We start from the raw sequence: 24,075 nt of genomic DNA, 5'->3' as shown, positions 1-24,075 counted from the left end.
GGCCGGGACTCCGCGGGCTCGCTGCGCGTCCATCTGTGGTCCGATGGATAGGGCGACATATCCCGACCGGTGTTTTTGGCGGTGCCCCGGCAGGGAAAGCAAGGAGTCGCTCATCCGTAACCGGCCAGGACGAGGGCGAGACCATGAAGGGCCACGACGCTCCAGCGTCGGGGGGACGCACTCCCGGCGAAAATGCGGGACCGCTGTCGGCGGGGCTGAACTCGCTCTCGGCCGCTGCCTACCTGGCGGACGAGCACGGCATCATCACGGCCGTCAACACGGCGGCGGAGCGGCTGCTCGGCCGGTCCGCGGCCGAGCTGCTCGGACGCGACTCGCACGAGTTGCTGCACCGCAACGCCCTCGGGCAGCCGGTGCCGAGGACGGAGTGCCCGATCCGCCAGGCCGCGCTGGCGGGCAGCACCTCCCAGGGCAAGGACCTCTGGTTCGAGTGCGGTGACGGCACGCCGACGCCCGTGGCCTGGCTGGTCACAGCCTGTGACGAGGCCGGCGGGCGGGGCATGCTGGTGCTGTTCCACCAGCTCGCCGACGACCAGCCCAGCTCGGTCCAGGAGACCTTCTCCGAACTGGAACGGCTCGCGCTCCTCGCCGAACTGACGACCCAGCTGACCTCGACCATGGACATCGAGGAGGCGCTGAGCCGGCTCATCCGGCTGGTGGTGCCGCGGCTCGCGGACTGGGCGGTCATCGACCTGATCACCGAGTCCGGCCAGGTGTGGCGCTCGGCCGTCGTCCACTACGAGGACGGCGTCCTGACGTACGAGGAGGACCTCGTCGGTCCCATGCCCGCGGTCCCGCAGGAGTCCCAGCTTCCGCTGTCCCGTGCGCTGCGTGGCGCGGCGTCGGCGCTGGCGGGCCCCGACACCTACCGCGGAGAACCGGACTCGGGCATCGCCGTCGAGGAGCGGCGGCTGTTCACCGCCACGGGGATGCAGTCGGCCGTCATCGGCCCGATCCGCGGCCCGCGCGAGGTACTGGGCGCCCTGACCCTGGGCCGTTCCCAGTACCCCAACCCTTTCACCAGCGCCGATCTGCCCCTGCTGGAGGAGATCACCCGGCGGGCCGGACTGGCCCTGGCCAACGCCCGGCTGTACGAGCGCCAGCGCAAGGTGTCGGAGACGATGCAACGGCACCTGCTGCCGCTGTTGCCGGAGGTGCCGGAGCTGGAGATGACGGTCCGCTACGAACCGGCGCCCGACGCCTCGCAGGTGGGCGGCGACTGGTACGACGCCTTCTCCCTGCCCGACGGGGCGACCGCGCTGGTCATCGGGGACGTCGTCGGGCACGACCTGGACGCGGCGGCCGACATGGCCCAGCTGCGGAACATGCTGCGCGCCTACGCCTACTCCAAGCAGGAACCGCCCAGCAAGATCGTCGAATGGCTGGACCTCGCGGCGATGGACCTGGCCGGGGCCGACATGGCCACGCTCGTCTTCGCCCGGCTCCAGGACATCGGCGACGCCGGCTGGGAACTCACCTGGACCAACGCCGGCCACCCCCCTCCCCTGCTCATCACCCGGAACGGCATGGCCCAGTACCTCACCGACGGACACGGCATCCTCCTCGGCACCGGTACCGGCGCGCCCCGTCCGGACGCCACGCTTCTGCTGCCGCCCGGCTCCACACTGCTGCTCTACACCGACGGCCTCGTGGAGGAGCCCGGCACGTCACTCGACGAGGGCCTGGACCGGCTGAGGCGTCACGCCGCGTCCCTGGTGCACCGCCCCCTGGAGGTCTTCACCGACGAGGTCCTCGCACGCACCCGCCCCACCGCCAACGACGACGACGTCGCCATCCTCGCCCTGCGCACCGCGGCCCGGCCCGGCAGCTAGCGGGGCGGGACTCTCGGCCCGCGCCCCGCGGTGCCCGCTCACCGTCCGCGACCGGTCGGACTGTGCGGGCGAACAGACCTGCTCCCAGGGTGTTCGGGATCCACGGGTATGTCTGATTGACTCCGCGCCCACCCCCACACCCGTACGGACGCCCCTGACCGGGGTGTTGGAACCACGTGAGCGGAGCCGCCCTCATGTCCTTCGGACCGCAGCCCTGGCCCGGGCCGCCGCGCCCCGACGAGGCCGCAGCCGGTGCGCAGCCTCCGGCGGAGCACGACCAACGGGACGCCGAGGAGGTGGCGCGACTGGCCGTCGGGCTGCGGCTCGGCGTCCGTATCGCCGTCGTCTGGTTGCTGTACCTGCTGCCCGCCGCCCTCTTCCCCGCCCTGTACGGGGTGCGGATCGCCGGGCCGGTGAGCCTCGGCCTGTTCCTCGCCGCGGTGCCCTTCACGGTGGGCGTGCACGCCCTGCTGGCGTACGGGCGGCGCGTCGACGCGCTCCAGCCGCGCCCGGACGCCCGGAGGTACTCGTGACCGGGCTGCTCGATCCCTCGTCCCGTTCCCTCGTCTTCGCCGTGTTCTCGGTGTTCGTCGTGATCTGCCTGATGCTGTGCATCATCACCGGCGCCGACGAGGACGACCGGGCCCTCGTGCGGTCCGACAGCCGCCGGCTGCGCTCCTGGCAGCAGGGCATCGCGATGGGCGGCGACACCACGACCGTCGCCACGGTCACCGTGCTCGTGGGCATGGTCGCCACGTTCGGCTTCGACGGCCTCGGCGTCATGCTGGGCAGCCTGATCGGGGTCATGCTGCTACTGGTGCTGATCATCGAACCCCTGCGCCGGCACGCCTCGCTGACGGCCGCCGACCTGCTGGACGCCCGCGGCAGCGGCGGGCCCGCGGTGCGGGTCTCCTGGGGCGTGGTGACCCTGCTGGTGTGCTTCCCGCTGCTGGTCGTGCAGCTGGTGGTGGTCGGAAACGTGGCCGCGGCGCTGATCGGGCAGCCCGGCGTGCGCACCGGCTGCATCGTCGTGATCGGCTGTGTGATGACGGCGCTGGCCGTCAGCGGCGGGATCCGGGGCACGGGCGTGGTGATGATCGCCAAGTCGGCGATCGCCCTGCCGGTGCTGGTCGTCGCGGCGTGGCTCGTGCTCGACCGCTTCGGCTGGGATCCCGGCCGGCTGCTGGACGCCGCCGCGCACGGCTCGCGGATGGGTGAGGCGTATCTGCGTCCCGGCGGCTACACCGGCGAGGGATGGGTCGGGGCCGTGAACCGGATCGGGCAGGCCTTCGGAATGTCGATGGCCACGCTGGCGATGCCCGCCGTGCTGATGCGGGCGATCTCGACGAAGAGTCCGCGCGGCGCCCGCACGGTCGGCCGCTGGATGCTCGGCGAACTGACGCTGCTGTACGGCGCGTTGGCCGTCGTCGGCATCGGCGCGGCGGCCCTCGTCGGCGAGGCGCTGCGCGAGGGCGGTGCGGCGGCGCAGGTGTTCACGCCGCTGATGATCGGACGTGCGCTCGACAACGGCGGCATCCTGGTCGCGGCGCTCGCCTGCGTCCTCTTCCTCACGGCGCTCGCGGCCGTGGTGGACGTGACGCTGGCGGCGGGCATCGCGCTCGGGCGGGACGTCCTGGGCGCGTCCGGCGGGCCGGCCGGACACGCTCGCACAGGCAAGGCGGACGGCGCCTCGTCGCGTTGGTCCGCGGCGCTGACGGGGCTGGTCGCCTCGGTCGTGGCGGTCTTCGCCGCCGACTGGAACCTGGTCGTCATCTCGACGCTCTGGCTCGCCGTCTGCGGCGCCGCCCTCGCGCCCGTCCTGCTGTACGCCCTGTACTGGCCGGGGTTCACGGCCCGCGGTGCGCTGTGGTGCCTGTGGGGTGCGACGGCGCTGAGCATCGCGGCGCTGGCGCTGTCGCCGTACACGTCCGGCACGCCCGAGTCGATCTTCCCGGACCTCGACTTCAAGGTCTGGGACGTGACGATCCCGGGCCTGCTGACGGCACCGGCCGGGTTCCTGCTGGGCTGGCTCGGCAGCGTCACGGATCCGCGCCGGACGGCGGGCGGCGCGGCCGCTCCGGGGCGGCGCCGGGAGCTGAACGGCGTCTGAAGCACCGGCGTGCCGCCCACCGATGAGTTCCGGTGGGCGGCACGGTCGTCACAGGTACGGACACACGGACCCGGAGGACACCATGCCGCGGAAGATCGTCGCCAGCCTGTTCATCTCCCTCGACGGCGTCGTCGAGGCGCCCGACCAGTGGCATTTCCCGTACTTCAACGACGAGATGGGAGCGGCCGTCGGCGCGAGCCTGGGCAGCGCCGAGGTGATGCTGTTCGGCCGCAGGACGTACGACAGCTTCGCCGGGGCCTGGCCGGAGCGGGAGACGGCGGGCGGTGACGACGCCGGCTTCGCCAAGCAGCTAGGCGACATGCGGAAGATCGTCTTCTCGCGCCGTCGGCTCGACCTGGAGTGGCGCAACTCCGAGCAGGCGCGGGGTGACGTCGCCGAGGTCGCCGCGGCGCTGAAGAACGAGCCGGGCGGCGACATCTCGCTGAGCGGTTCGGTCTCCGTGGTCCGGCAGCTGCTGGCCGCGGGCCTCCTCGACGAGCTCCACCTCCTCGTCCACCCGATCGCCGTGCGCAAGGGCATGCGGCTGTTCGACGAGGGCGAGCCGTCGATCCCGCTGAAGCTGCTGAGCTCGCAGTCCTTCGCCACGGGCGTCCTGAGCCTCGTGTACGGCCCCGACACGGCACCCCCGACGGGCGGTTACGCGGAGGCCGTCGCCACGCTTGCCGAGTGAGAGTCACGGAGTCCCGTGGCCGACCGGACGACGTCCCGCCCTCGCCCCGGCCGCGCCGTCCCGATGGACCGGGTCAGCAGAACCAGCCGTTCTGGACCCAGCCCCGGCGGTTGATGTTTCCGTAGGCGAAGCCGTAGACCCAGTCGCCGCCGGCCTGTTCGACCAGGAAGGTCTGTCCTCGGTACAGCGTGCCCATCCATGCTCCGTGGGGTGCGCTGACGCGGACGAACAGGTCCTGGGCGCAGACGGTTTCGCGTTCGCCGACGGTGCCGTCGGCGGCGTTGGCGGGTCCTGTGGCCAGGGCGGTCGTCGCGGCCACGGCGAGGGCGAGGGCGGCGAGCCTGCTCGTGCGGGTCATGCGCGTCATACGGGTCACGCGGGTCATGAGTGGTCCCCTTCCGTCGTCTCGTACGTGCTCGATCACCAGGAGCCGAATCCGCCCAGGCACTCCTGCCGCACGAAGCCCCAGTCGTTGGGCCCGAAGTCGAAGGTGGCGGCCCAGCCGTTGTAGACCGGGTGGGCACCGCGGGTGTGTCCGACCTTGTCGCCGCGGTACAGGATCCGTTTCAGGCCGGACGGCCCCGAGGCGCTGTCGTAGTTCGCGTAGAAGCTCGCGCTGTCGCAGACGATGACCGCGTGTTCGGGCACGGTCGGCTCCGCCTGGGCGACACCGGCGGTGCCGAGGGCGAGTGCGGCGGCCACGGACAGGGCGACACCCGTCTTGTGAGTCGTGTTCATGACAACACATGGTGGGGGAGGCCGGTCGTCCCGTCCAGAGGGCCTCACGCCGGGTCGACGACTCCCTCGTCCTCCTCGACGGGAGGCATCAGCGCCCGCAACCAGCGCTCCGTCTGGGCGACATGGGCCTCGGCAGCCCCGGCCGCGGCGCCCGGATCGCGGTCGGCGATGGCGGTGGCCAGGACGCGGTGGTCGGCGTCGCTCTTGCGTCGCAGCTCCGGACCCTCGGGGAGGGTGAAGACCTGGTACTTGCGGGAGCGCGCGCGGAAGACCGCCAGCAGTGAGGCGAGCGTGGGGTTGCCGCCCGCCCGGGCGATCTCCGCGTGGAAACGATGGTCGAGCTCCGAGGCCTCGGTGGGGTCGTCGGTGGCCTCCATGGCCTCGATGAGCGTGAACAGGGTCCGGATCGTCTCGGGCGTGGCGCGCGCGGCGGCCTTGGCCGCGATGTGGGCCTCCAGGACCCGCCGGATCTCGTACACCTCCAGCAGGCCGGGCAGCGGCAGGAGCTGGAGGGTCAGCGAGAGGCTGCCGATGAGGTCCTCCGGCCTGAGCTGGGAGACGTACGTGCCGGAGCCGTGCCGCGGTTCGATCACCCCGAGGGCCGCGAGCATGCGCACCGCCTCGCGCAAGGAGCCGCGGGAGACGCCCAGTTCCTCGCAGAGGTCGGCCTCGGGGGGAATGCGCTCCCCGGCGCCGAGGCGCCCGGTGGCGATCATGTGCCGTAGGCCGTGGAACGCCTTGTCGACTGCGGACATCCGATTCCTCCCCTGCCGGACCGGCGGCGCCGCCTGCCCACACGGAGCACTGTAGCGAGGCGAGAGATCAGATGTCTTTGACGTATCAGGCAAAAGTCATCCGACTTCTTTCGCCGCAAGGGGCTTGTCCTGGCCGAAAAGAGCATGCCACCATCCCGAGTCATCATACGTCTCTGTCCGAACGTCTGACGTACCTCGCTTCGAGATGGGAGTCATGTGAGCGAGACCGAGGTCACCACCGCGCCCCGTCCCCTGCTGCTGGCCGACGGCCGGCCGGCGGCGCGGGCGTGGTCGCTCGACCCCGCCCTGCGCCACCTCAACCACGGTTCGTTCGGTGCCGTACCGCTCGTGGCCCAGGAGCGGCAGCAGGAGCTGCGCCGGCAGATGGAGAGCGCGCCGGTGGTGTGGTTCCCCGCCCTGCCGCAGCGCCTCGCCGCGACCCGGGTCGAGCTCGCGTCCTTCCTCGGCGTGGACCCCGGCGACCTCGCGCTGGTACCCAACGCGAGCGCCGGCGTGAGCGTCGTGTACGCAGGGCTGGAGCGCCGCAACGGCGGGGAGATCGTCGTCACCGACCACGGCTACGGCGCCGTGACGATGGGGGCCGAGCGCCTGGCCCGCCGCTGGGGCGGCCGGGTGCGCACCGCGCGCGTGCCGCTGGACGCCGACGCCGACCAGGCGTACGAGGCCGTGATGGCCGAAGTCGGCGAGGCCACGGACCTCGTCGTCGTCGACCAGATCACCTCGGCGACCGCCCGCCGGCTGCCGGTGGAGCGGATCGGCGCGGAGGCGCGGCGCCGCGGTGTACCGCTGCTCGTGGACGGCGCCCACGCGCCCGGTCTGCTCGCCTCCCCCCTCGACGGGCTGACGTGCGACTTCTGGTCGGGCAATCTGCACAAGTGGGGCTGCGCGCCGCGCGGCACCGCCGCGCTGGTGGCCCGGGGCCCGCTGCGGGACGGGCTGTATCCGCTGATCGACTCGTGGAGTGCCGCCGACCCCTATCCCGACCGCTTCGACCAGCAGGGCACGCTCGACGCCACCGCGTATCTGGCCGCGCCCACGGCACTCGGCTTCATCGACGGCACCTGGGGCTGGCCCACCGCCCGCCGCTACATGGACGATCTGGCCGGCTACGCCGAGCGGATCGTGGGCGCCGCCTTGGCCGAACTGACCGGGGCCGACGCGTCCGTCGACGTCGGCATGCCCGTGCCCGGGATGCGGCTGGTGCGGCTGCCCGACGGGCTGGCCGACAGCCGGGTGACGGCCGACGCGCTGCGCGACCGCGCGGCCGGCGAACTCGGCGTGGAGGCGGCGTTCACCAGCTTCGGCGGCGTCGGCTACCTGCGGCTGTCCGCCCACGTCTACAACACCGCGGAGGACTACGAGTACTTCGCCGAGCGCTGCGTCCCCGTGCTCGACGCATGGGCACGCGCCGCCACTCGGCCCTAGCCCCGCTGCACCCCGCACCTCCCCTCCCGACTCCCCAGTCGCGCGTCGGCCCGCCGCCGTCGTCGTCCCCGCAGGAACCAAGGAAGAGGTCAGCCCTATGAGAAGAAGGACGGCAGCTCTCGCACTCGGCACCGCCGCCGCGATGGTCCTCACCGGCTGTTCCACCATGAGTCCCGGTGAGAGCGGAACAGTCACCCTCACCATGGTCGAGAGCCTGACCAACCCCGCCCGCACCGACCTGCTGAAGGAGCTCATAGCCGACTTCCGGCAAGAGAACCCCGAGATCAAGGTCAACCTGGTCTCCCCGCCCACCGAGCAGGCCGACCAGAAGATCCAGCAGATGCTCCAGTCCGGCAGCGGCGTGGACGTCCTGGAGGTGCGGGACATCACGGTGGGCCCGTGGTCGAACAACGGCTGGCTGTACGACATGAAGAAGGACCTCGCCGACTGGAAGGGCTGGTCCGCGCTCACCGACAACGCTGTCGCGGCCTCCGAGGACGGCAAGGGCAGGACGTACTTCGTCCCCTACGGCTTCTACGGGCTGAGCCTCTTCCATCGCACCGACCTGATCGAGAAGGCCGGTTTCGACAAGCCGCCGGCCACCTGGGAGGAACTGCTGGAGCAGGCCTCCGCCATCCACGAGCCGGGTCAGCGCCGGTACGGCTACGCCTTCCGCGGCGGGGCCAACGCGCACAGCAACGCCACCGCCGCGATCGAGGCGTACGTCGCCGACCGGATCGACCCGGCCAACGGCTACCGGCTGAAGGACGGCAGCACGATCTTCTCCGCGCCGGAGGCGCTCGACGCCATGGAGACGTACCTGAAGCTGTTCAGGCAGGCGTCGCCCAAGTCGTCGGTGGCGTGGGGCTATCCGGAGATGGTCGAGGGCTTCTCCAACGGCTCCACCGCGTTCCTGCTCCAGGACCCCGAAGTCATCGCCACCGTGTCGGAGTCCAAGTCGATCGCGCAGGACCAGTGGAGCACCGCTCCGCTGGTGGCCGGTCCCAGCGGCAAGACCGTGCAGCCGCTGGCCACCGCCGGATGGGGCGTGGCGGACGGCAGCAAGCACAAGGCCGAGGCCGTGAAGCTCGTCGAGTTCCTCTCCGAGGGGAAGGCGTCGACGGCCTTCACGAAGAAGAACAGCCTGGTGCCCATCCTCAAGTCGGCGGCCGAGGACGAGTTCTACCGGACCGGCCCGTGGGCCAGCTACGTCACCATGACGGAGAACCCGGACAAGTACCTCGTCGTCACCCAGCCGCGCGGCGTCGCCTGGTGGGCCGAGTGGCAGCAGCGGGCCGACACCGACGTGCAGAAGATGATCCTCGGCAAGCTGTCGCCGAAGGAACTGCTGGCCGGCTGGGACGCGTACTGGACCGAGAAGTGGAAGAAGTAGCCGTGCCCGCCGCCCTCACCCCGTCCACCACGACGTCGAAGTCACCGAAGGCGCCGCCCTCCCCCGGGGGCGGCGCCCCGCCCGGCCGCCGCGGGCGGGAGTTCACCACCCGGCGGGGCCTGGTCATCGCCGCCTTCATGGCGCCGGCCGCGGTCTTCGTGGCGGTCTTCACGTACTACCCGATGATCGCCGGCAGCCAGATGGCGTTCCGCAACTGGAATCTGACGGACCTCACGGACACCTCGTGGGTGGGTCTGAAGAACTTCCGTGACGTCTTCGCCGACCCCGCGTGGGGCACGGTGCTGGGCAACACCCTGCTCTGGGTGGTCGGTTCGATCGTGCCGCAGCTGGTGATCGGCTTCGCGATCGCGCTGTGGCTGCGCCGCCGGTTCCGGTTCCGCGGCCTCTACCAGGCCCTGATCTTCTTCCCCTGGGCGATCTCCGGGTTCCTCATCGGCATCCTGTTCCGCTGGCTGTTCAACAGCGAGTTCGGCGTCGTCAACGACCTGCTGCAGAAGGCCGGGCTGATCGACGAGCCGGTCGCCTGGCTCGCCGATCCACGGACGGCGATGATCGCCGTGCTGATCGCCAACGTCTGGTACGGCGTCACCTTCTTCGCGATCATGATCCTCGCGGCGCTGCAGTCGATCCCCGACGAGCTGTACGAGGCGGCGGCGATCGACGGCGCGGGCAAGGCGCGCACGCTGTTCCGGATCACCATTCCGTACATTCGCGTGACGCTGGCGCTCACCGTGCTGCTGCGGGTCATCTGGATCTTCAACTTCCCCGACCTGATCTTCGGCATGACCGGGGGCGGGCCGAACGACGAGACGCACATCGTGACCACCTGGATGATCAAGATCACGCAGCAGGGCGACTACGGCAAGGCGTCCGCGCTCGGCCTCCTGGTGGTCGCCGTCCTGCTGGTCTTCGCGGTGTTCTTCCTGCTGGCCACACGCGAACGCGGGGTCCCCGCCCGGGGCGCCGGAAAGCGAGGGACGCGGTCATGATCGGCAAGGAAACGACCGCCGGCCGGGCCACCAAGTTCGGCTTCCTCGGCCTGTGGCTGGTCTTCTCCCTGTTCCCCCTCTACTGGATCACCGTCACCTCGCTCAAGGCGCCCGGCGACATCTTCACCTTCCCTCTCGCCTACTGGCCCGAGCGGTTGTCGTTCGAGAACTACCAAGGGCTGTTCGGCAAGGCGGACTTCGGCACCTACCTCGTCAACAGCCTGGTCGTGGCGAGCGTCGCCGGGGTGGTGGCCACGGCGGTCTCGACGCTGTCGGCGTACGTGCTGGCACGCTTCGAGTTCCGCACCAAGTCGGCGTTGCTGATGGCGGCCCTGGTCACCCAGATGATCCCGTCCTTCATCGCACTCGGCCCGCTGTACCTGCTGATGACCGACCTCCGGCTGGTCGACAACCGGCTCGGGCTGGTCCTCGTCTACATCGCCGTGTGCGTGCCGTTCTGCACGGTGATGCTGCGCGGCTTCTTCCAGAACATCCCGGACGCGCTGGAGGAGGCCGCCATGATCGACGGGCTGTCCCGCTTCGGGGCGCTGGTGCGGGTGCTCCTGCCGGTGATGCGGCCCGGGATCGTCGCCGCGTTCATCTTCAACTTCGTCAACTGCTGGAACGAGCTGTTCCTGTCGGTGACGCTGATGAACAGCGACGGCAACAAGACGGTGCCGACGGCTCTGAACGGCTTCATCTCCAGCTTCAACATCGACTGGGGTTCGATGTCGGCGGCCGCGGTCCTGACCATCCTCCCCACGATGGTCCTCTTCGCCTTCGCCAGCCGGCACATCGTCCAGGGGCTCACGTCGGGGGCGGTGAAGGGCTGAACGGACACGGCCCAGGGCCTGTTGCGTCGCGGAGCAGGCGGGACGCAACAGGCCCCAGGGTCCTCCGGCACCAGGCCCTCTCCGTGCCGTACGGCGGTTCAGCGCTGCGCCGGCTGGAGCACCACGAAGTCGGCGTTCGACGGGTCGAGGCAGACGGCGATGCGGCCGACGCCCTCGGCGTCGTCCGGGCCCATCTGGACGCTGCCGCCGTTCTCCGTGACCTTGGCGACCGCCGCGTCGCAGTCGGTGACGGCGAACACCGGGTGCCAGTACGGCCGCCCGCCGGCCAGGGCGAGGTCCTCCTTGCGGAGCTGCATCAGACCGCCGTGCATCCGCTCCTCCGGCAGCCCGGCCGGGGTGATCAGGGTGTAGGTGCCCTCGCCGCCGCCCGGCAGCGGCATGTCGCTGAACTGCCAGCCGAGGACGCCGCCGTAGAACTCCTTCGCACCGGCCGCGTCGCTCGTGTACAGCTCGGTCCAGGACAGCGAGCCCGGCTCGTCCACCAGGTCGACGCCCTTGGTGGTGCCCGGCTGCCACACGGCGAACTGTCCCCCGAGCGGGTCGCTGTACTGCGCCATCCGGCCCCACTCCTCGAGGTCCATCGGCGGCACCCGCACGGTGCCGCCGGCGCGCTCGACGGCCTGGGTCGTGGCGTCCGCGTCGGCGACACTGTAGTAGATCATCCAGGCGGAGCGGGCGCCCTCCTCGGTGAGCTTGCCGAGTCCGGCGACGATCTTGCCGTCCTTCCGGAACATCCCGCCTTCCATCTCCTCCCCCTCCCCCATCGACTCGTAGTCCCATCCGAGGACGGCACGGTAGAAGGCGGCGGTGGCCGGGACGTCGGGGGTGCCGAGGTCGAGCCAACAGGGGGAGCCGGGGGCGAAGTCGGTGGTGATCACCGCGGTGTCCTTTCGCAGATCCTCTTTCGCCTCAGACTGGCACCTGGCACTGACACTCGCGCGGTGGACGGGCGGTACGGGGAGAGGGCCGCGGTCGGCTCGGGGTTCCTGCCGCGGCCCCTCCCCGGTTCCGGACCGGCGGAGGGTGAACCGTTCCGGTACGCGTGCGCGTGCCCGGGCGCCCCGCGGGCATGCTGCGCCGACCGGGTGACGTCCCCGCGGACCTGCCGGCCGGCGCCCCTCGTCACACCTCGGCGGGCCCGACATCACTCCTCGGCCGACCCTGCCGCGCGGCCGCCCGGGCCCAAGTGAGGAGGTTTCATGTGTTTGCCTGCGCGGTCAGAGGCAAGCCGGTCTCCATGACTGAAGAGAACAAGAGCACGAATAAGCAGGCGTCCACCGCGACCGCGCGGTCCAAGACCCGCCGGGCCGCGGACAAGGCGACCGCTCCCGCTTCCCGCGCCGCCAAGGGCGCCGCCGACAAGGCCGGTGACGCCGCGTCGGACGCCGGGACCGGCGCGGAGCGCGTGGCCGCCACGGCGTCCGGCGCCGCCCAGACCGCGGCCAAGGGCGTGGAAACCGGCCGCCAGGCGATCGTCACGGCCTCGGGTCAGGTCGCGTCCGTCGCGAAGACCGCCTGGACGGTCATCGCCAACCGCAAGATCGTCGCCGCCGGCGTCGGTGCCGGACTCACTGCCGTGAGCGCCGCCTCGTACGCCGCCGGACGACGCTCGGCCCGCCACACGCACGGGCCCATCACCCGTCTCACCAGCGGGCGCATCTGAGGGCGAGCGCGGGGATCCGGGGCGCGGCCCGACGGACTCCCCCGCGCCCCTCGCCGGGCACGGCGGCGAGCGCACCGCCGCCGTGCCCGCCCCGACCGCCGTGCCCGCCCCGACCGCCGGCGGTCACGGCGTGACATCCGCACGGCTCCCGGGAGCGTCCTTCTCGGGTCGGTGCGCCAGTCGGTGCGTCAGGACACCCCGCCCTCTCCGACGGTCCATCTCGTGCCATTCGGGACGCAGTCCCGCCAGGCTCGTGGTGAGGAAGTACGCCGCCCCGCAGGCGAACAGCGTCGGCGCGAGTCCGACAGCGGCCACCGCCGCCCCCGCGAGCAGGCCGCCGAGCGGGATCCCGGCCCAGGACAGGGAGTCTCCGAGCGCGTTGACGCGGCCGAGCATGCGCCGCGGCACCCGTTCGACGAGGACGGCCCCCAGCACCGGGTTGATGAAACCGGCCCCGAACCCGCTGACGGCGAAGACGACCAGGACCGCCCCCAACGGCGCGTCCAGCCCGAGGACCAGGAAGCGCGGCGCCCCGGCCAACAGGAACCCGACGAGGACCACCGTCCTGCGCCGCAGCCGGTGCGCCGCCCCCGCGGCGATCAGGCTCCCGGCCACCGCCCCGGCCCCCATCGCGCTGCCCATCAGGCCGATCGCGGCCGGTCCGAGGCCGGACTCCTTGACCCGGACAGGGATGAGCACCGCGCTGATCGCCGCGTCCAGCAGGTTGGTGATGCCCACCATGACGACGACGGTGAGCAGCAGTGGATCGCCGCGCAGGAAGGCGAAGCCCTCACCGAATCGCCGCCAGTAGCCGGGCAGCGGCTCGCCGGCCTGCGCCGGCCCGCCGTCCTCTGACGGCCCGTAGGCCCCTGACGGCCCGTCGGCCTGTGACGCGCCGTCGGCCTGTGCCGGGCCCGCCTCGACCGCGTGCCCGATGCCGCGAGGCAGTGCCAGGCCGACGATCACCGACCCCAGAACGAAGCAGCCCGCGTTGATGACCAGCCCCGTCAAAGGACCCAGCAGGGCGACCAGAGAGCCGCCGACCACCGGGCCGACGGTGGACGCGAGGCGCTCGATCACGCCGGACAGACCGGTGGCCCGCTCCAGCGGTACGCCGCCCCGCTCCGCCGCCTCCGGCACCATGACTTCCTTGGCCAGGTCACCCGGGCCGCGGGCCGCGCCGATCACCGCGACCAGGGCCAGGAGCAGCGGGAAGGACAGCAGGCCCAGGGCGTGGAAGAGGGGGACCAGGGCCGCGGCGGCCGCGCTGAAAAGGTCGGTGATCCAGGAGACGACCCGTGCTCCGGTCCGGTCCACCAGGGGCCCGGTGAGCGCCTTGACGACCACGTGGCGAGGAGTACCCCCAGAGCCCTCAGAGCCCCAGACACCCCCGGGCGCATGCGGGGGCGCACCCCGGCCATTCCGTCAGCCCCTGTTTCACTCATTCGGGGGGTGCCTTCTCTTTTCTCCGGGGAACCGGGAATTGCCGTAATTCGGCCGTGCCACAATGACGTACCGGCGAAGGCAATTCCGAGCGTCTCGCCAGGATCATCCCTCCCTCACTTTTCCAGGACGGACACCCGGGCAAGATGCGACACATACGCGTGCGTGCGGCCGTGCTCGGCGGTGGTCTCGCCGGCACCCTGACCGCGGCTGCGCTCGCCGATCACGCCGACGAGGTGCTCGTCGTCGAGCGCGACGTCCTCCCCGACGGCCCGCTCCCCCGCAAGGGCCTGCCGCAGGCGACGCACGGTCACGTACTGTGGTCGGCCGGCGCGCGGGCGATGGAGCGCCTGCTGCCGGGAGTGACCGGGCACTGGCTGACGGCGGGCGCCCACCGCCTGCCCCTGCCCTCGGGCATCCTCAACCACACGCCGTTCGGCTGGCGCCGCCGATGGCACACCGCGGAACCCGCCTCGCACTACTACCTCTCCATGAGCCGCGACCTGCTCGACTGGGGCGTGCGCGAGGCGCTGCGCGGCAGTTCGCACGCCGGCCGCGTGCGGATGCTGTGCGGGGCGGAGCCGGTGCGACTGCTCGGCGGGCCCGACCGGGTCCGGGGCGTGGCCGTCCGGCACGACGACGGCACCACCAGCGAGATCCCCGCCGACCTCGTGGTCGACGCCACCGGGCGGTCCGCGCTCGGCGTGCGCCTCCTCGACGCCCTCGGCGCCGGCCGGGTGCCGGTCAGCGAGGTCGACGCGGGCGTCGTCTACGCCACCCGGGACCATCTGGCGCCGGCCGGCTTCGAGGCGTTCCCCGTGGTCGTCGTCCAGGCCGACCCCTCGGCCGGCGCACCCGGCAGGATGGCGACGTTCATCCCCATCGAGAACGGCGTGTGGCGCATCGTCGTGTCCGGCACCCGCGGTGCGCAACCGGCCCGCGACTCCGGCCTGTTCGAGTCGTTCGCCCGGCGGGCCGCGCACCCCTTCGTCGCCGAGCTGGTCCGCGCCGCCACACCGGTCGGCGACGTGCACATCAGCCGCAGCACCGGCAACCGCCGGTACCACTACGAACGCATGCGCGGCCTGCCCGACGGATTCCTCGCCCTCGGCGACGCCCTGGCCGCGTACAACCCCTGCTACGGACACGGGATGTCCGCCGCCGCGATGGGCGCCGTCGCACTGCACCGCTTCTACCGCGGCCGGGCACTCACCGACCCGAGGGCATCCCGGCGGGCCCAGCGCACCGTGGTCCGGCGGTCCGTGACGACACCGTGGACGCTGGCGACGCAGCAGGACATGTACTACCCCGGCGCCCGCGGCATCCGCCCCACCCGCGCCGACCGCGTCGTCAGTTCCTACGTACGCAGAGTGATGGCCACCGCGTGCGGCTGCGCCCTCGCCGACCGGGCCCTGACCGGCGTGATCGCCCTCGACAAGTCGCTGTCGGCGTTCTTCGCGCCGTCCGTGGTCTGGCACGCGCTGCGCGGACCCGCGGCACCCCACCTGCCCGAACCGGACCTCTCGGCCCGGGAGCGGCAGCTGCTCAGCCCGGCCGGCCACGCCGAAATTTGAGCGCAAAACCATTTCCACCCCTCGCATGATTTCCGCCATTCCCGCAGTCCGGAAACGATTCACTCCCGGGGGTTAATTGCCCGCCGATCCGCACGGATCACGCCAGAACCGTGCCATTATGGAAATGCGAACCCCGCCGGGGAATTTCCGGCGAGAAAATTCATCGGCAAACAAGAAAAGGGCGGAATTCAGTGCGTCGATTCATTGCTCCCCTCCTCGCTCTCGGCGCTGCACTGGCCATGGTCGGAGGGACGCAAGGCATCGCCTCGGCCGCGGACGGCGACGTGACGGTCTTCGAGACCGAGCTGCAGCCGCTCACCACCTACGCCGACCCCACGGGCTGCCACAAGCTGCCGGCCGCCGCACACGTCCTCACCAACGACACCGACCGTCCCGTCCACATCTACGGCGACCCGTTCTGCTTCGGGCCCTCCATCACGGTGGCGCCGGGCCACGGCTCCCACGTGGCACCCGGCAGCGGCAGCTTCTCGGCCTGACCACGGCCGGAAATCCCACAACGTCATCAGGGGGGAAAGCACGATGTCGGTCGATGTCGTCGTGGTCGGCCTCGGGTACGTCGGTCTGCCACTGGCACGCCGGGCGTGCGAGGCCGGCCTGACCACCGCCGGGCTCGACGTGTCCGAATCCGTGGCCGCCGGGCTCCGCGCCGGACGGTCCCACGTCGAAGACGTCCCGGACGACGACCTGGCGGCCATGCGGGCCGCCGGGTTCACCGCCACCACCGACCCGGCCGTCCTCGCCGGCGCCCGCACCGCCGTGATCTGTGTGCCCACCGGCCTCACCGCCGACGGCGCACCGGACCTCGGCCCACTGCGCGCCGCGGCGGCCACCGTCGCCACGCACATCACCTCCGGGATGCTGGTGGTCGTCGAGTCCACCAGCCACCCCGGCACCACCGAGGAAGTCGTCCGCCCGATCCTGGAACACGGCAGCGGACTCCGCGTCGGCGACGACTTCCACCTCGCCTACTCACCCGAACGCATCGACCCCGGCAACCGCGTCCACGGACTGCGCAACACCCCGAAGATCGTGAGCGGTTGCACCCCGCTGTGCACGAAGTACGCGGTCGCGTTCTACCACCAGCTCGTCGACACCCTCGTCGTCTCCGGCGGCACCCGTGAGGCCGAAATGGCCAAACTGCTGGAGAACACCTACCGATACGTCAACATCGCGCTGATCAACGAGGTCGCGCTGTACTGCGACCGGGCCGGAATCGACGTGTGGGACGTGCTGCACTGCGCCGGCACCAAACCCTTCGGATTCGCGTCGTTCCGGCCCGGTGCCGGCGTCGGCGGCCACTGCATTCCCGTCGACCCGCGCTACCTGATGGCGCGAGCCGCGGCGGAAGGTTTCGGCTTCCGCACCCTCCAGGCCGCGCACGAGGTCCTCAACGGCATGCCCGGTCACGTCGTCGAGCGCGCGGCGGCCCTGCTGCGGGCCACCGGAAAAGCCCTCGCCGACACCCGCGTCACCCTCCTCGGCGTCGCCTACAAGGCGGACGTCGCCGACACCCGCGAGACACCGGCCGGCCCCGTGGCCAGAGGACTGCGCGCCCTCGGCGTGAGCCTGTCCTACCACGACCCGCTGGTCCCCCGATTCGCCGTCGACGGAGTGCCCGTGGAACGGCGGGAATCCCTCACCGGCGCCCTCGCCGGAACCGACCTGGCGGTACTGCTGCAGGACCACTCCTGCTACGCCGCCCACCCCTGGGACGAAGCCGAGTGCGCCGTCCTGGACACCTGCGGAAGAGCCGCCGGAAGCCGCGTCACGCTCCTGTGACCCGCGCCCACCCGCGCCCCGCACCCCACCACTTGCCGGACCGCCTCGGCGTGTCCGCGCAAGGTGCGCCGGCGGACCACCGGTCCCCGGAGCCCACTCCAAGGAACACAGGAAACGAAAGAGGAATCCCCATGACCGAAACCCTCGTCAAGAGCCGCCTCGAGAAGCGCTTCGAGAAGTGGGACGTGGACGGCAACGGCGTTCTCGAGCGCTCCGACTTCGAGGGCGAGGCCGCCAAGATCGCCCAGTCCTTCGGCAAGTCCCCCAACTCCCCGGAGGCGGAAGCCCTCAAGAGCGCGTTCATCGGGCTCTACGACTACCTCGCCGAGCAGGGTTCGCTCACCCGGCAGCAGTTCGTCGAGGGCTCCGGCCAGGTGCTGTTCCAGAGCGGCGAGGCCACCTTCAACCGCGTCCTCGGCCCGGTCGTGCGCAGCATCATCAGCCTGTGCGACCGCTCCGGTGACGGCCGTATCGACGCCAAGGAGTTCGCCGCCTGGATGCAGGGCGTGGGGGTAAGCCCGGCCCAGGCCGCCGACGCCTTCCGGAAGGTGGACACCGACGGCGACGGCACCCTGTCGGAGGAGGAACTGCTGGCCGCCGTCCGCGAGTACCACTTCGGCCGCCTCGAGGTCGAACTGCTCGGCTGACGCACCTCGGCCCGGCCCCCCGCGCGCGGGGCCGGGCCCACCACATGGACCGGCGACCGCCCACGTGGAGGCCGCCGGTTTTCCTACTCCGCGGGCCGGAACACCACCGGCGTCTCCGGGCGCAACTCCAGCGACTCCCCCGTCATCAACTCCCGCGCGTGCACAAGGATGTTGTAGTGGTTGGGATAGTGACAGCCGTCGAAGCCCAGCACGGTGCCGATCCGCCGCTCCCCCAGCCACAGCGTGTCACCGCGGTCCACGACCCCGCCGCAGTCCAGCTCCACGAAACCGAGGAAGCCCACCCGGTCGACGCGGGCGCCGGCCTCGGCCGCCCACTGGTCCGTGGTGACCAGCTCGTGCACCTCCCCGCGCCGCACGCAACGGCTCGCCCACGGCTCCAGGGCCATGCCCCGGTCCGTGCGGGAGTGGCGGAGCGCTTTCACGAGCACACCCCGCACGGCGCGCTTGGGCCCGTTCTCGTGCCGTCCGGCGTCCAGCGACGACGCGGCCGTACCGGCGACCGGTGTCATCGGGCCGTCGCCTCCTTCCGCGCCTCGTGCGCGTACACGTCCGCCACCAGATCCAGCGCCGCCGTACCACCGACCGCGGCCTCGGCCACGGCGCGGCGGCGTGCCCCGCCGGTGTCACCGGCCTCCACCCGGTCGCACAGGCCGCCGAAGTCCCCCAGGATGCCCTCGTACTCGTGCCACAGGGACGCCTTGAAACCCGGGCGGCCCTCCAGCATGTCGGCCGACAGGACCGTGCCGTCGGCCAGCGTCACCGACACGTCCTTCGTCTCCCCCGGCCACGACCAGTCCAGCTCCACACGGGCCGACGCCCCGCCCGGCGCGGCCAGGGTGACCACCGCCTGCCGGTCCGTGCCCGCCGCGTCCCGTCGTACGTCGGCGTCCACCAGCCCGACGTCCCCGAGCACCAGCCGGACCAGGTCGAAGGCGTTGGGGCCGTTGTCGGCGACGCAGCCGCCGCCGCACCGGGCCGGGTCCAGGTACCAGGTGTCGGCGCCGATGTGCTCCTCGATCCTCTCCAGGTAGCGCACCCGCACCGACCGCACCGGCACGCCGGGCGGCAGGGCGGCGGTGAGGGCTCTCACGCGGTCGTTGTACCGGCGGTGGAAAGCGGTGAACAGCGGCACGCCCCGGTCCGCCGCGAGCGCGGCCAGCGCACGGCCCTCCGACGCGTCCAGCGCCAGCGGCTTCTCCACGCACACCGGCACACCGGCGCGCAGCGCGTCCGCGCACACCTCGGCGTGCGCGTGGTTCGGCACGGCCACCACGAGCGCGTCGATCCCGCCGTCGGCGAGCAGGGCGCGGTGGTCGGTGTGGCAGGCGTACCGGCCCCGGTGCGGGGCCAGCGCCTCCTCCCGCAGGTCGCACACGGCGGTGAGCTCCCAGTCGGGCAGCCGGTCGACGGCCGCCAGGTAGAAGCGGGAGATCACGCCGAGGCCGGCCACCGCGACGCGGCGGGGGCGGCGCCCGGGTGTGGCGGTCACGCGGTCACCTCCGCGGGCAGGTCCAGGCCGAGCGCGGTCAGCTCGGCGTGCAGGGCGGCGGTCAGCGGAACGCCGGACTCGCGCCGCTGCCTTGCCAGTTCGGCCTCGCGGTGCCCGGGGTAGCGGACCGTGCCGTGCCCCTCGCGGGGCGGGCTGTCGACGACCGTGCCGAACGTCGCGCGGCTGTCGGCGGCGAAGGCGCCCTTCTCGCCGCGCAGCACGTCCGGGTCGAGGGCGAGCAGCAGGAAGCCGATGTCGTCGTCCGTGCCGCCGGGCTGGCCGTCCCCGGCGAGCGCCTCGGGGGCGGGGCCCGTCGCCGCGCCCGGCAGGACGGCGGCGAGCAGTTCCACGACGAGGCCGAGGCCGAAGCCCTTGAACGCGCCGGTCTCCGGCCGTCCGCCGAGCCAGCCGAGCCAGGCCTCGCCGCGGTCGTAGGCGGCCGGGTCGGTGACGGGCCGGCCCGCGTCGTCGGTCAGCCAGCCCTCCGGCACCGGCAGGCCCCGGCTGGCCGCGGTCCGTACCCGGCCCGTGGGCACCACGGTGGTGCTCATGTCGAGGACGAAGGGGTGGCCGTCGAGCGCAGGGGCGGCCACGCTCAGCGGGTTCGTGCCGAGGAGGGCGGTCGCCCCCAGCGGCGGGCGGGCGATCCGCTGGCCGCCGCAGTTGCTCGCGACCACGCCGACGAGGCCCTGCTCGGCGGCGCGCAGGGCGTGCACGCCGGCGCATCCGAAGTGGGTGCCGCCGCGCACCGACACCACGCCGACGCCGAACGCGCGGGCGCGCGCCACGGCCTCGTCCATGGCGTCGGAGGCCGCCCACAGGCCGAGCGCGCGGCGGTGGTCGACCAGCGCGCAGGGCCCGGTGTCGGTGAGCACCCGCGGCTCGGCGGACGGGTCGGCGCGGCCGGAGTCGAGCAACGGCCCGTACAGGCGGGGCAGGTTGAAGACGCCGTGCGAGTCCATGCCGGTGAGGTCGCCGTAGCACAGGGCGGTCGCCGCCCGGTCCGCCCGGTCCTGGGGCAGGCCGCGGCCGGTGAAGTACGCGGCGACGGCGGTCCGGAGGGTGTCGTACGGGATGCTCACCTGCTGCCGCCCGGTGGCAGCGGCGGGGCCGGTGAGGTCGGTGGCGGTCATGCCTGGTCCCCCAGTTGGGTGTGCGGTGCGGTGCCGTCGGCGAAGGTGACGAGGAGCGAGGCGACGGCGGAGGCGAACGCCTCCAGGTCGGCCAGGTCCACGAACTCCCCGTCGGCGTGGGCGTGGTTGGCGTCGAGTCGGCCGGGGCCGAGGACGGTGGTGAAGGTGCCGGGCGTGCCGTGCAGCCAGATGGCGTCGCAGGTGAACGCCGGTTCCGTGGGCGGCCATTCCTCGATGCCCGCCTCGGCGAGCAGGGTCCGGCCCCAGTCGGGCTGGGCGCCGAGTGCGGGCAGGCCGCGTTTGTCCCAGGTGAGGCGGGTGATGCGGGCGGCGTCGGCGGCGGTGCGGGCGAACTCGGTCGTGGCGGCGAAGCGTGCGGTGAAGGCGTGCAGCGCGTCGTCCAGTGCCTCGGTCAGGGCGCGTTCGGCTGCGGCGCCCGCCTCGGCCGAGCCGTGGGCGAGGTTGAGGAGCAGGCTGCCGGTGCCGTGGACGCGGTTGTGCATGGTGCCGGTGTGCAGTCCGGCCACGCAGACGGTGGCGTGCGGGCAGGAGTCGAGGGCGTGCGCGAGGTGTTGGGCGAGGAAGCCGAGGAGCACCGTGGCGTTGTGCCCTGCGCCGGGCCGGTCGTCGATCGCGTCCTCGCCGGTGACGGTGACGCGGGCGGTGGAGGACGCGGTGGCGCGCGGCAGATGCCGCATGCCGGTGGGTTCGCAGAAGACGTTGAGGCGGCCGATGTGGCCGGCCTCGACCAGGGGACGGGTGCCGAACGTGCCGAGTGCGCCGCCCTCTTCGCCGGCGACGGCCTGGACGAGGACGGCCGTGTCCCGTCCGACGGCCGGGCAGGTCCCGGCGGCGGCGCGGATGCCGGCGAGCAGGGCGACGGCCGGGCCCTTGGCATCGACCGCGCCCCGGCCGGTGAAGCGCCGCCCGTCGAAGGAGACGGGCTGGGTGCCGGCCACCGTGTCGAGGTGGACGTTGAACATCACCGTGCGCTCGGGCGGCAGGTCGGGGCCGAGGCGCAGCAGCAGGCTGGGCTGGTCGTCGAGGAAGGCGGGGTCCTCGGTGACGGCGGCGCGCACGCGCTGCGGCACGTCGTCGCGGAGGACGGCTTCCGGTGGTGGGGCGGTGTGGCGGACGACCTCCATGCCGAACCGCTTGGCGGCCTCGGCGTAGGCGCGCTGGGCGGCCCACAGGTCGTGCGGGGCGCCGGCGTCCTCCAGGGGGCCGGTGGTGGGGGTGTGCAGGAGGTGGAGCAGCAGGTCGTGGTCGTCGGCGCGGAGGGTGACTCGGGGGCGTGCGGGCGCGGGCGGGGCGTGCGCCGGGGTACGGGGCGTCGCGGCGCGTTCGACCAGTTCCGCGAGCCGCTGCCCCGCGCGGACGAACAGGTCGGCGGCGCCGGGGCCGTCGGCCCGTACGCCGGCGTGCGGGGCGTGGGCGAGGTGGGGTTCGAGGGAGTAGTGCCCGCGGTAGCCGTGCTCGGCCAGCAGCGCCAGGCAGTCCGCGACCCGGGCCTCGCCGTCGCCGGGCAGTACGTAGGTGGCCCGTCCCGCGCCGTCCCCGGCCACCGCGTCCTTGACGTGCACGTGGCCCACGTGGGGCAGCACCTGCTCCAGGTACGTGAACGCGTCGTAGCCGTAAGGGACTCCGTTGCCGGTGTCGAACAGGACGCGCAGGGTGTCGCTGCCGGCCTCGGTCAGGAGGCGGAGGGTGCGGGTGGCGCTGTCGCCCGCCCAGCCGGCGCAGTTCTCGTGCAGCAGAACGACGCCGAGTTCCTCGGCGCGGCGGGCGAGACGGCGCACCCGGTCGATGGCGCGGTCGGCCCACTCGTCGTCCGTGAGGCCGTCGTTCGGGTACGACATGACGCGCACCGAGCGGCAGTCGAGGAGGCGGCCGTACGCGGCGAGCCGTTCCAGTTCGGCGAGGTCGGCGGAGAAGTCGGCGGTGACGGGGCGGGCCCAGTTGCCGATGCGGGAGTCGAGGCAGACGACGCCGAGTCCGGCGGCGCGCAGCCGTGCGGCGACCTGGCGGACGGCGAGTTCGGTGAGGTCGGCGAGTGCCGTGCCGTCGACGGTGCGCAGTTCGAGGGCGGTCCAGCCGAGCCTGCGGGCGACGGCGATCTGGCCGGTGAGGGAGGGCGCGGCCTCGTCGCCGATGCCGGTGACGCGGGTGGCGGGGGCGGCAGGCACGGCGGGTTCAGGCGGCATCGGTGGCGTCTCCCGCGGGCGTGATGCAGCGGTCCTTGGCGGCGCAGAGCAGGCGTACGGCCTCGGTGTGCAGGGGGAGGCCGGCGCCGGCGTCGCCGTTGTCGAACCGGGCGTACGCCTGGCGCACGAAGGCGGTGAGGGCGTCGTCGCGGAACACCTTGTGCGCGGTGCGCGCGCCGGTGAGGAGGAGCTGGGCGTGGTCGTCGGCGTCGCTGAGGGGGTAGTGCGCGACGGCGCGTCCGCGTTCGAAGGTCAGCGTGACGCTGCGACGGCGTACCCCCGCGCCGAGGTCGGAGGCGATGCGGGTGCGCACGCCGTTGGTGTGCTCCAGTTCGAGGCGGGCGCTGCCCATGTGCGGGCGGACTGTGTCGTCGCAGCGCAGGTCGGTGAGGGCGGCGTCGGTGACGGTGGCGGGACCGGCGAGGTCGAGGACGAGGCCGAGGGAGTGCGGCACCTCGACGTCGAAGGCGGTGGGGTGGCCGTCGTCGCGCAGGGAGCGCAGGAACCGCGGCTTGTGCTGTTCGACGTCGATGGTGAGGAGCCGGCCGAAGTCGTCGCCGTCGCGCAGGGCGCGCAGCCGCTCGGTGAGCCGTGCGGCGAGCCAGTGCGCGACGACCTCGATGCGCAGGCCGTGCCGCTCCCCGAGCCGGCGGATCTCCTCCAGCGCGGCGGGAGAGGCGGCGAGGGGTTTCTCGACCAGCAGGTCGGTGAATCCGTGCGCGGCGAGTTCGGCGAGGACGGCGGGTCGGGTGTCGGGCGGGGTGCACACGTGGACGACGGTCGTCGCCGGGTCGAGGTGGGCGCGTGCCTCGCCGATGCCGCGGGTGAGGACCACCGGCGTGCGCAGGCCGTCGGCGGCGTCGGGGCGGGGGTCGCAGGCGATGACGGGACCCGCCCACGGGGGCGGTGACAGGGACGCGGCGGTGCGCAGGGCCCGTAGGTGGAGCCCGGCTCCGGAGCGGCCGAGCCCGACGATGAAGGGCTGTCGCATCCTGTGTTCTTCCAGTGGGTGCGGAGGTGGAGTTCTTCCAGCGGGGGGCGGTGGCGGCACACGGGCCACCCATCTTCCGGCGCGACTGTTCCCGCCACTCGGACGGGCGGTCAAGGAATTCCGGCGCGCGTTCACCGGAAGGTATGAAGTTCCTTCCGTGGGTGCGGAGTTGATTCCCGGGGCCTGATACGTTCAGCGCACAACCTGATTCCCCGGTACTCATTCCGCCGAGTCCCGTCGGCCGGGGAATTTCTCGTCCCGTT

22 protein-coding genes and 1 pseudogene are annotated in these 24,075 nt (G+C 72.6%); 13 read left to right on the top strand and 10 right to left on the bottom strand.

Going from position 1 to position 24,075, the window contains the following annotated elements; all coding sequences use genetic code 11:
- Positions 1-143 precede the first annotated feature (143 nt).
- From ACZ7D7_RS22980 to ACZ7D7_RS22965, 4 genes are all read left to right on the top strand, one after another.
- Positions 144-1,850, top strand: a complete 1,707-nt coding sequence (locus ACZ7D7_RS22980) for a PP2C family protein-serine/threonine phosphatase (protein ID WP_470826579.1) — start codon at positions 144-146, stop codon at positions 1,848-1,850.
- Positions 1,851-2,044: 194 nt separating this feature from the next.
- Positions 2,045-2,383, top strand: coding sequence for a hypothetical protein (locus ACZ7D7_RS22975; RefSeq protein WP_470826578.1), 339 nt, complete (start codon positions 2,045-2,047; stop codon positions 2,381-2,383).
- A complete protein-coding gene (locus tag ACZ7D7_RS22970; RefSeq protein ID WP_470826576.1) occupies positions 2,380-3,960 on the top strand; it encodes a sodium:solute symporter family transporter in 1,581 nt (526 codons plus the stop codon). Before ACZ7D7_RS22975 ends, ACZ7D7_RS22970 begins: the two co-directional genes overlap by 4 nt.
- A gap of 82 nt (positions 3,961-4,042) precedes the next feature.
- Positions 4,043-4,651 (top strand): dihydrofolate reductase family protein, encoded by a 609-nt coding sequence (locus ACZ7D7_RS22965; RefSeq protein ID WP_470826575.1) that lies wholly within the window; start codon positions 4,043-4,045, stop codon positions 4,649-4,651.
- A 73-nt stretch (positions 4,652-4,724) separates the two neighbouring features.
- On the opposite strand, the gene ACZ7D7_RS22960 is transcribed toward ACZ7D7_RS22965, so the two are convergent.
- The 3 genes from ACZ7D7_RS22960 to ACZ7D7_RS22950 are packed head-to-tail and all read right to left on the bottom strand — an operon-like array spanning position 4,725 to position 6,144.
- Entirely contained in the window at positions 4,725-5,036 is a 312-nt protein-coding gene (locus ACZ7D7_RS22960) for a hypothetical protein (RefSeq protein WP_470826574.1), read from the bottom strand.
- 35 nt (positions 5,037-5,071) lie between these two features.
- Complete coding sequence (locus tag ACZ7D7_RS22955) at positions 5,072-5,389, bottom strand: hypothetical protein (protein ID WP_470826572.1); 318 nt, start codon at positions 5,387-5,389, stop codon at positions 5,072-5,074.
- A gap of 44 nt (positions 5,390-5,433) precedes the next feature.
- Positions 5,434-6,144, bottom strand: coding sequence for a FadR/GntR family transcriptional regulator (locus ACZ7D7_RS22950; RefSeq protein ID WP_470826571.1), 711 nt, complete (start codon positions 6,142-6,144; stop codon positions 5,434-5,436).
- Positions 6,145-6,360: 216 nt separating this feature from the next.
- Here ACZ7D7_RS22950 and ACZ7D7_RS22945 point away from each other — a divergent pair, with 216 nt between their 5' ends.
- From ACZ7D7_RS22945 to ACZ7D7_RS22930, 4 genes are all read left to right on the top strand, one after another.
- Positions 6,361-7,590 carry an aminotransferase class V-fold PLP-dependent enzyme gene (locus tag ACZ7D7_RS22945; protein ID WP_470826570.1) on the top strand — a complete coding sequence of 410 codons (1,230 nt, stop codon included), beginning with the start codon at positions 6,361-6,363 and terminating at the stop codon, positions 7,588-7,590.
- Positions 7,591-7,687: 97 nt separating this feature from the next.
- Entirely contained in the window at positions 7,688-8,983 is a 1,296-nt protein-coding gene (locus ACZ7D7_RS22940) for an ABC transporter substrate-binding protein (protein ID WP_470826569.1), read from the top strand.
- Between the two features lie 2 nt (positions 8,984-8,985).
- On the top strand, positions 8,986-9,993 hold the full coding sequence (locus tag ACZ7D7_RS22935) for a carbohydrate ABC transporter permease (RefSeq protein ID WP_470826567.1): 1,008 nt from the start codon (positions 8,986-8,988) through the stop codon (positions 9,991-9,993).
- The gene (locus tag ACZ7D7_RS22930) at positions 9,990-10,826 is read left to right on the top strand and encodes a carbohydrate ABC transporter permease (protein WP_470826565.1); all 837 of its coding nucleotides are present in this window, start codon (positions 9,990-9,992) and stop codon (positions 10,824-10,826) included. The genes ACZ7D7_RS22935 and ACZ7D7_RS22930 overlap by 4 nt, the downstream gene beginning before the upstream one ends.
- 98 nt (positions 10,827-10,924) lie before the next feature.
- Here the strand turns inward: ACZ7D7_RS22930 and ACZ7D7_RS22925 are convergent, their stop codons facing one another.
- Positions 10,925-11,725 carry a VOC family protein gene (locus ACZ7D7_RS22925; RefSeq protein ID WP_470826563.1) on the bottom strand — a complete coding sequence of 267 codons (801 nt, stop codon included), beginning with the start codon at positions 11,723-11,725 and terminating at the stop codon, positions 10,925-10,927.
- A 359-nt stretch (positions 11,726-12,084) separates the two neighbouring features.
- Here ACZ7D7_RS22925 and ACZ7D7_RS22920 point away from each other — a divergent pair, with 359 nt between their 5' ends.
- Positions 12,085-12,510, top strand: coding sequence for a hypothetical protein (locus ACZ7D7_RS22920; RefSeq protein WP_470826561.1), 426 nt, complete (start codon positions 12,085-12,087; stop codon positions 12,508-12,510).
- Between the two features lie 123 nt (positions 12,511-12,633).
- Here ACZ7D7_RS22920 and ACZ7D7_RS22915 read toward each other — a convergent pair.
- Positions 12,634-13,860, bottom strand: a pseudogene (locus ACZ7D7_RS22915) (MFS transporter); the annotation flags it as partial.
- 239 nt (positions 13,861-14,099) lie between these two features.
- Here ACZ7D7_RS22915 and ACZ7D7_RS22910 point away from each other — a divergent pair.
- The 4 genes from ACZ7D7_RS22910 (at position 14,100) to ACZ7D7_RS22895 (ending at position 17,974) form a co-directional block, all read left to right on the top strand.
- On the top strand, positions 14,100-15,527 hold the full coding sequence (locus tag ACZ7D7_RS22910) for an FAD-dependent monooxygenase (protein ID WP_470826560.1): 1,428 nt from the start codon (positions 14,100-14,102) through the stop codon (positions 15,525-15,527).
- Between the two features lie 239 nt (positions 15,528-15,766).
- Positions 15,767-16,024 (top strand): hypothetical protein, encoded by a 258-nt coding sequence (locus ACZ7D7_RS22905; protein WP_470826559.1) that lies wholly within the window; start codon positions 15,767-15,769, stop codon positions 16,022-16,024.
- A 43-nt stretch (positions 16,025-16,067) separates the two neighbouring features.
- Positions 16,068-17,327 carry a nucleotide sugar dehydrogenase gene (locus ACZ7D7_RS22900; RefSeq protein WP_470826558.1) on the top strand — a complete coding sequence of 420 codons (1,260 nt, stop codon included), beginning with the start codon at positions 16,068-16,070 and terminating at the stop codon, positions 17,325-17,327.
- A 131-nt stretch (positions 17,328-17,458) separates the two neighbouring features.
- The gene (locus ACZ7D7_RS22895) at positions 17,459-17,974 is read left to right on the top strand and encodes an EF-hand domain-containing protein (protein ID WP_470826557.1); all 516 of its coding nucleotides are present in this window, start codon (positions 17,459-17,461) and stop codon (positions 17,972-17,974) included.
- A gap of 83 nt (positions 17,975-18,057) precedes the next feature.
- Here ACZ7D7_RS22895 and ACZ7D7_RS22890 read toward each other — a convergent pair whose 3' ends face one another.
- The 5 genes from ACZ7D7_RS22890 to ACZ7D7_RS22870 are packed head-to-tail and all read right to left on the bottom strand — an operon-like array spanning position 18,058 to position 23,812.
- Positions 18,058-18,504 (bottom strand): DUF6917 domain-containing protein, encoded by a 447-nt coding sequence (locus ACZ7D7_RS22890; RefSeq protein WP_470826555.1) that lies wholly within the window; start codon positions 18,502-18,504, stop codon positions 18,058-18,060.
- A complete protein-coding gene (locus tag ACZ7D7_RS22885; RefSeq protein ID WP_470826553.1) occupies positions 18,501-19,484 on the bottom strand; it encodes a Gfo/Idh/MocA family protein in 984 nt (327 codons plus the stop codon). Before ACZ7D7_RS22885 ends, ACZ7D7_RS22890 begins: the two co-directional genes overlap by 4 nt.
- Positions 19,481-20,617 (bottom strand): Ldh family oxidoreductase, encoded by a 1,137-nt coding sequence (locus tag ACZ7D7_RS22880; RefSeq protein WP_470826552.1) that lies wholly within the window; start codon positions 20,615-20,617, stop codon positions 19,481-19,483. The genes ACZ7D7_RS22885 and ACZ7D7_RS22880 overlap by 4 nt, the downstream gene beginning before the upstream one ends.
- Complete coding sequence (locus tag ACZ7D7_RS22875; RefSeq protein ID WP_470826550.1) at positions 20,614-22,821, bottom strand: M20/M25/M40 family metallo-hydrolase; 2,208 nt, start codon at positions 22,819-22,821, stop codon at positions 20,614-20,616. The genes ACZ7D7_RS22880 and ACZ7D7_RS22875 overlap by 4 nt, the downstream gene beginning before the upstream one ends.
- On the bottom strand, positions 22,811-23,812 hold the full coding sequence (locus tag ACZ7D7_RS22870; RefSeq protein ID WP_470826549.1) for a Gfo/Idh/MocA family oxidoreductase: 1,002 nt from the start codon (positions 23,810-23,812) through the stop codon (positions 22,811-22,813). Before ACZ7D7_RS22870 ends, ACZ7D7_RS22875 begins: the two co-directional genes overlap by 11 nt.
- Positions 23,813-24,075: the final 263 nt, after the last annotated feature.

The sequence above is a fragment of the Streptomyces sp. NPDC037054 genome (assembly GCF_055606745.1).
Note: the sequence above shows the minus strand (reverse complement) of the source record. Positions and strands in the feature narration are given on the sequence as shown.

Coding starts and splice junctions, on each gene's coding strand:
- ACZ7D7_RS22980 (WP_470826579.1), top strand. CDS start 144: ATGAAGGGCCACGACGCTCCAGCGTCGGGGGGACGCACTCCCGGCGAA.
- ACZ7D7_RS22975 (WP_470826578.1), top strand. CDS start 2,045: ATGTCCTTCGGACCGCAGCCCTGGCCCGGGCCGCCGCGCCCCGACGAG.
- ACZ7D7_RS22965 (WP_470826575.1), top strand. CDS start 4,043: ATGCCGCGGAAGATCGTCGCCAGCCTGTTCATCTCCCTCGACGGCGTC.
- ACZ7D7_RS22960 (WP_470826574.1), bottom strand. CDS start 5,036: ATGACCCGCGTGACCCGTATGACGCGCATGACCCGCACGAGCAGGCTC.
- ACZ7D7_RS22955 (WP_470826572.1), bottom strand. CDS start 5,389: ATGAACACGACTCACAAGACGGGTGTCGCCCTGTCCGTGGCCGCCGCA.
- ACZ7D7_RS22950 (WP_470826571.1), bottom strand. CDS start 6,144: ATGTCCGCAGTCGACAAGGCGTTCCACGGCCTACGGCACATGATCGCC.
- ACZ7D7_RS22940 (WP_470826569.1), top strand. CDS start 7,688: ATGAGAAGAAGGACGGCAGCTCTCGCACTCGGCACCGCCGCCGCGATG.
- ACZ7D7_RS22930 (WP_470826565.1), top strand. CDS start 9,990: ATGATCGGCAAGGAAACGACCGCCGGCCGGGCCACCAAGTTCGGCTTC.
- ACZ7D7_RS22920 (WP_470826561.1), top strand. CDS start 12,085: ATGACTGAAGAGAACAAGAGCACGAATAAGCAGGCGTCCACCGCGACC.
- ACZ7D7_RS22910 (WP_470826560.1), top strand. CDS start 14,100: ATGCGACACATACGCGTGCGTGCGGCCGTGCTCGGCGGTGGTCTCGCC.
- ACZ7D7_RS22905 (WP_470826559.1), top strand. CDS start 15,767: ATGGTCGGAGGGACGCAAGGCATCGCCTCGGCCGCGGACGGCGACGTG.
- ACZ7D7_RS22900 (WP_470826558.1), top strand. CDS start 16,068: ATGTCGGTCGATGTCGTCGTGGTCGGCCTCGGGTACGTCGGTCTGCCA.
- ACZ7D7_RS22895 (WP_470826557.1), top strand. CDS start 17,459: ATGACCGAAACCCTCGTCAAGAGCCGCCTCGAGAAGCGCTTCGAGAAG.
- ACZ7D7_RS22890 (WP_470826555.1), bottom strand. CDS start 18,504: ATGACACCGGTCGCCGGTACGGCCGCGTCGTCGCTGGACGCCGGACGG.
- ACZ7D7_RS22880 (WP_470826552.1), bottom strand. CDS start 20,617: ATGACCGCCACCGACCTCACCGGCCCCGCCGCTGCCACCGGGCGGCAG.
- ACZ7D7_RS22875 (WP_470826550.1), bottom strand. CDS start 22,821: ATGCCGCCTGAACCCGCCGTGCCTGCCGCCCCCGCCACCCGCGTCACC.
- ACZ7D7_RS22870 (WP_470826549.1), bottom strand. CDS start 23,812: ATGCGACAGCCCTTCATCGTCGGGCTCGGCCGCTCCGGAGCCGGGCTC.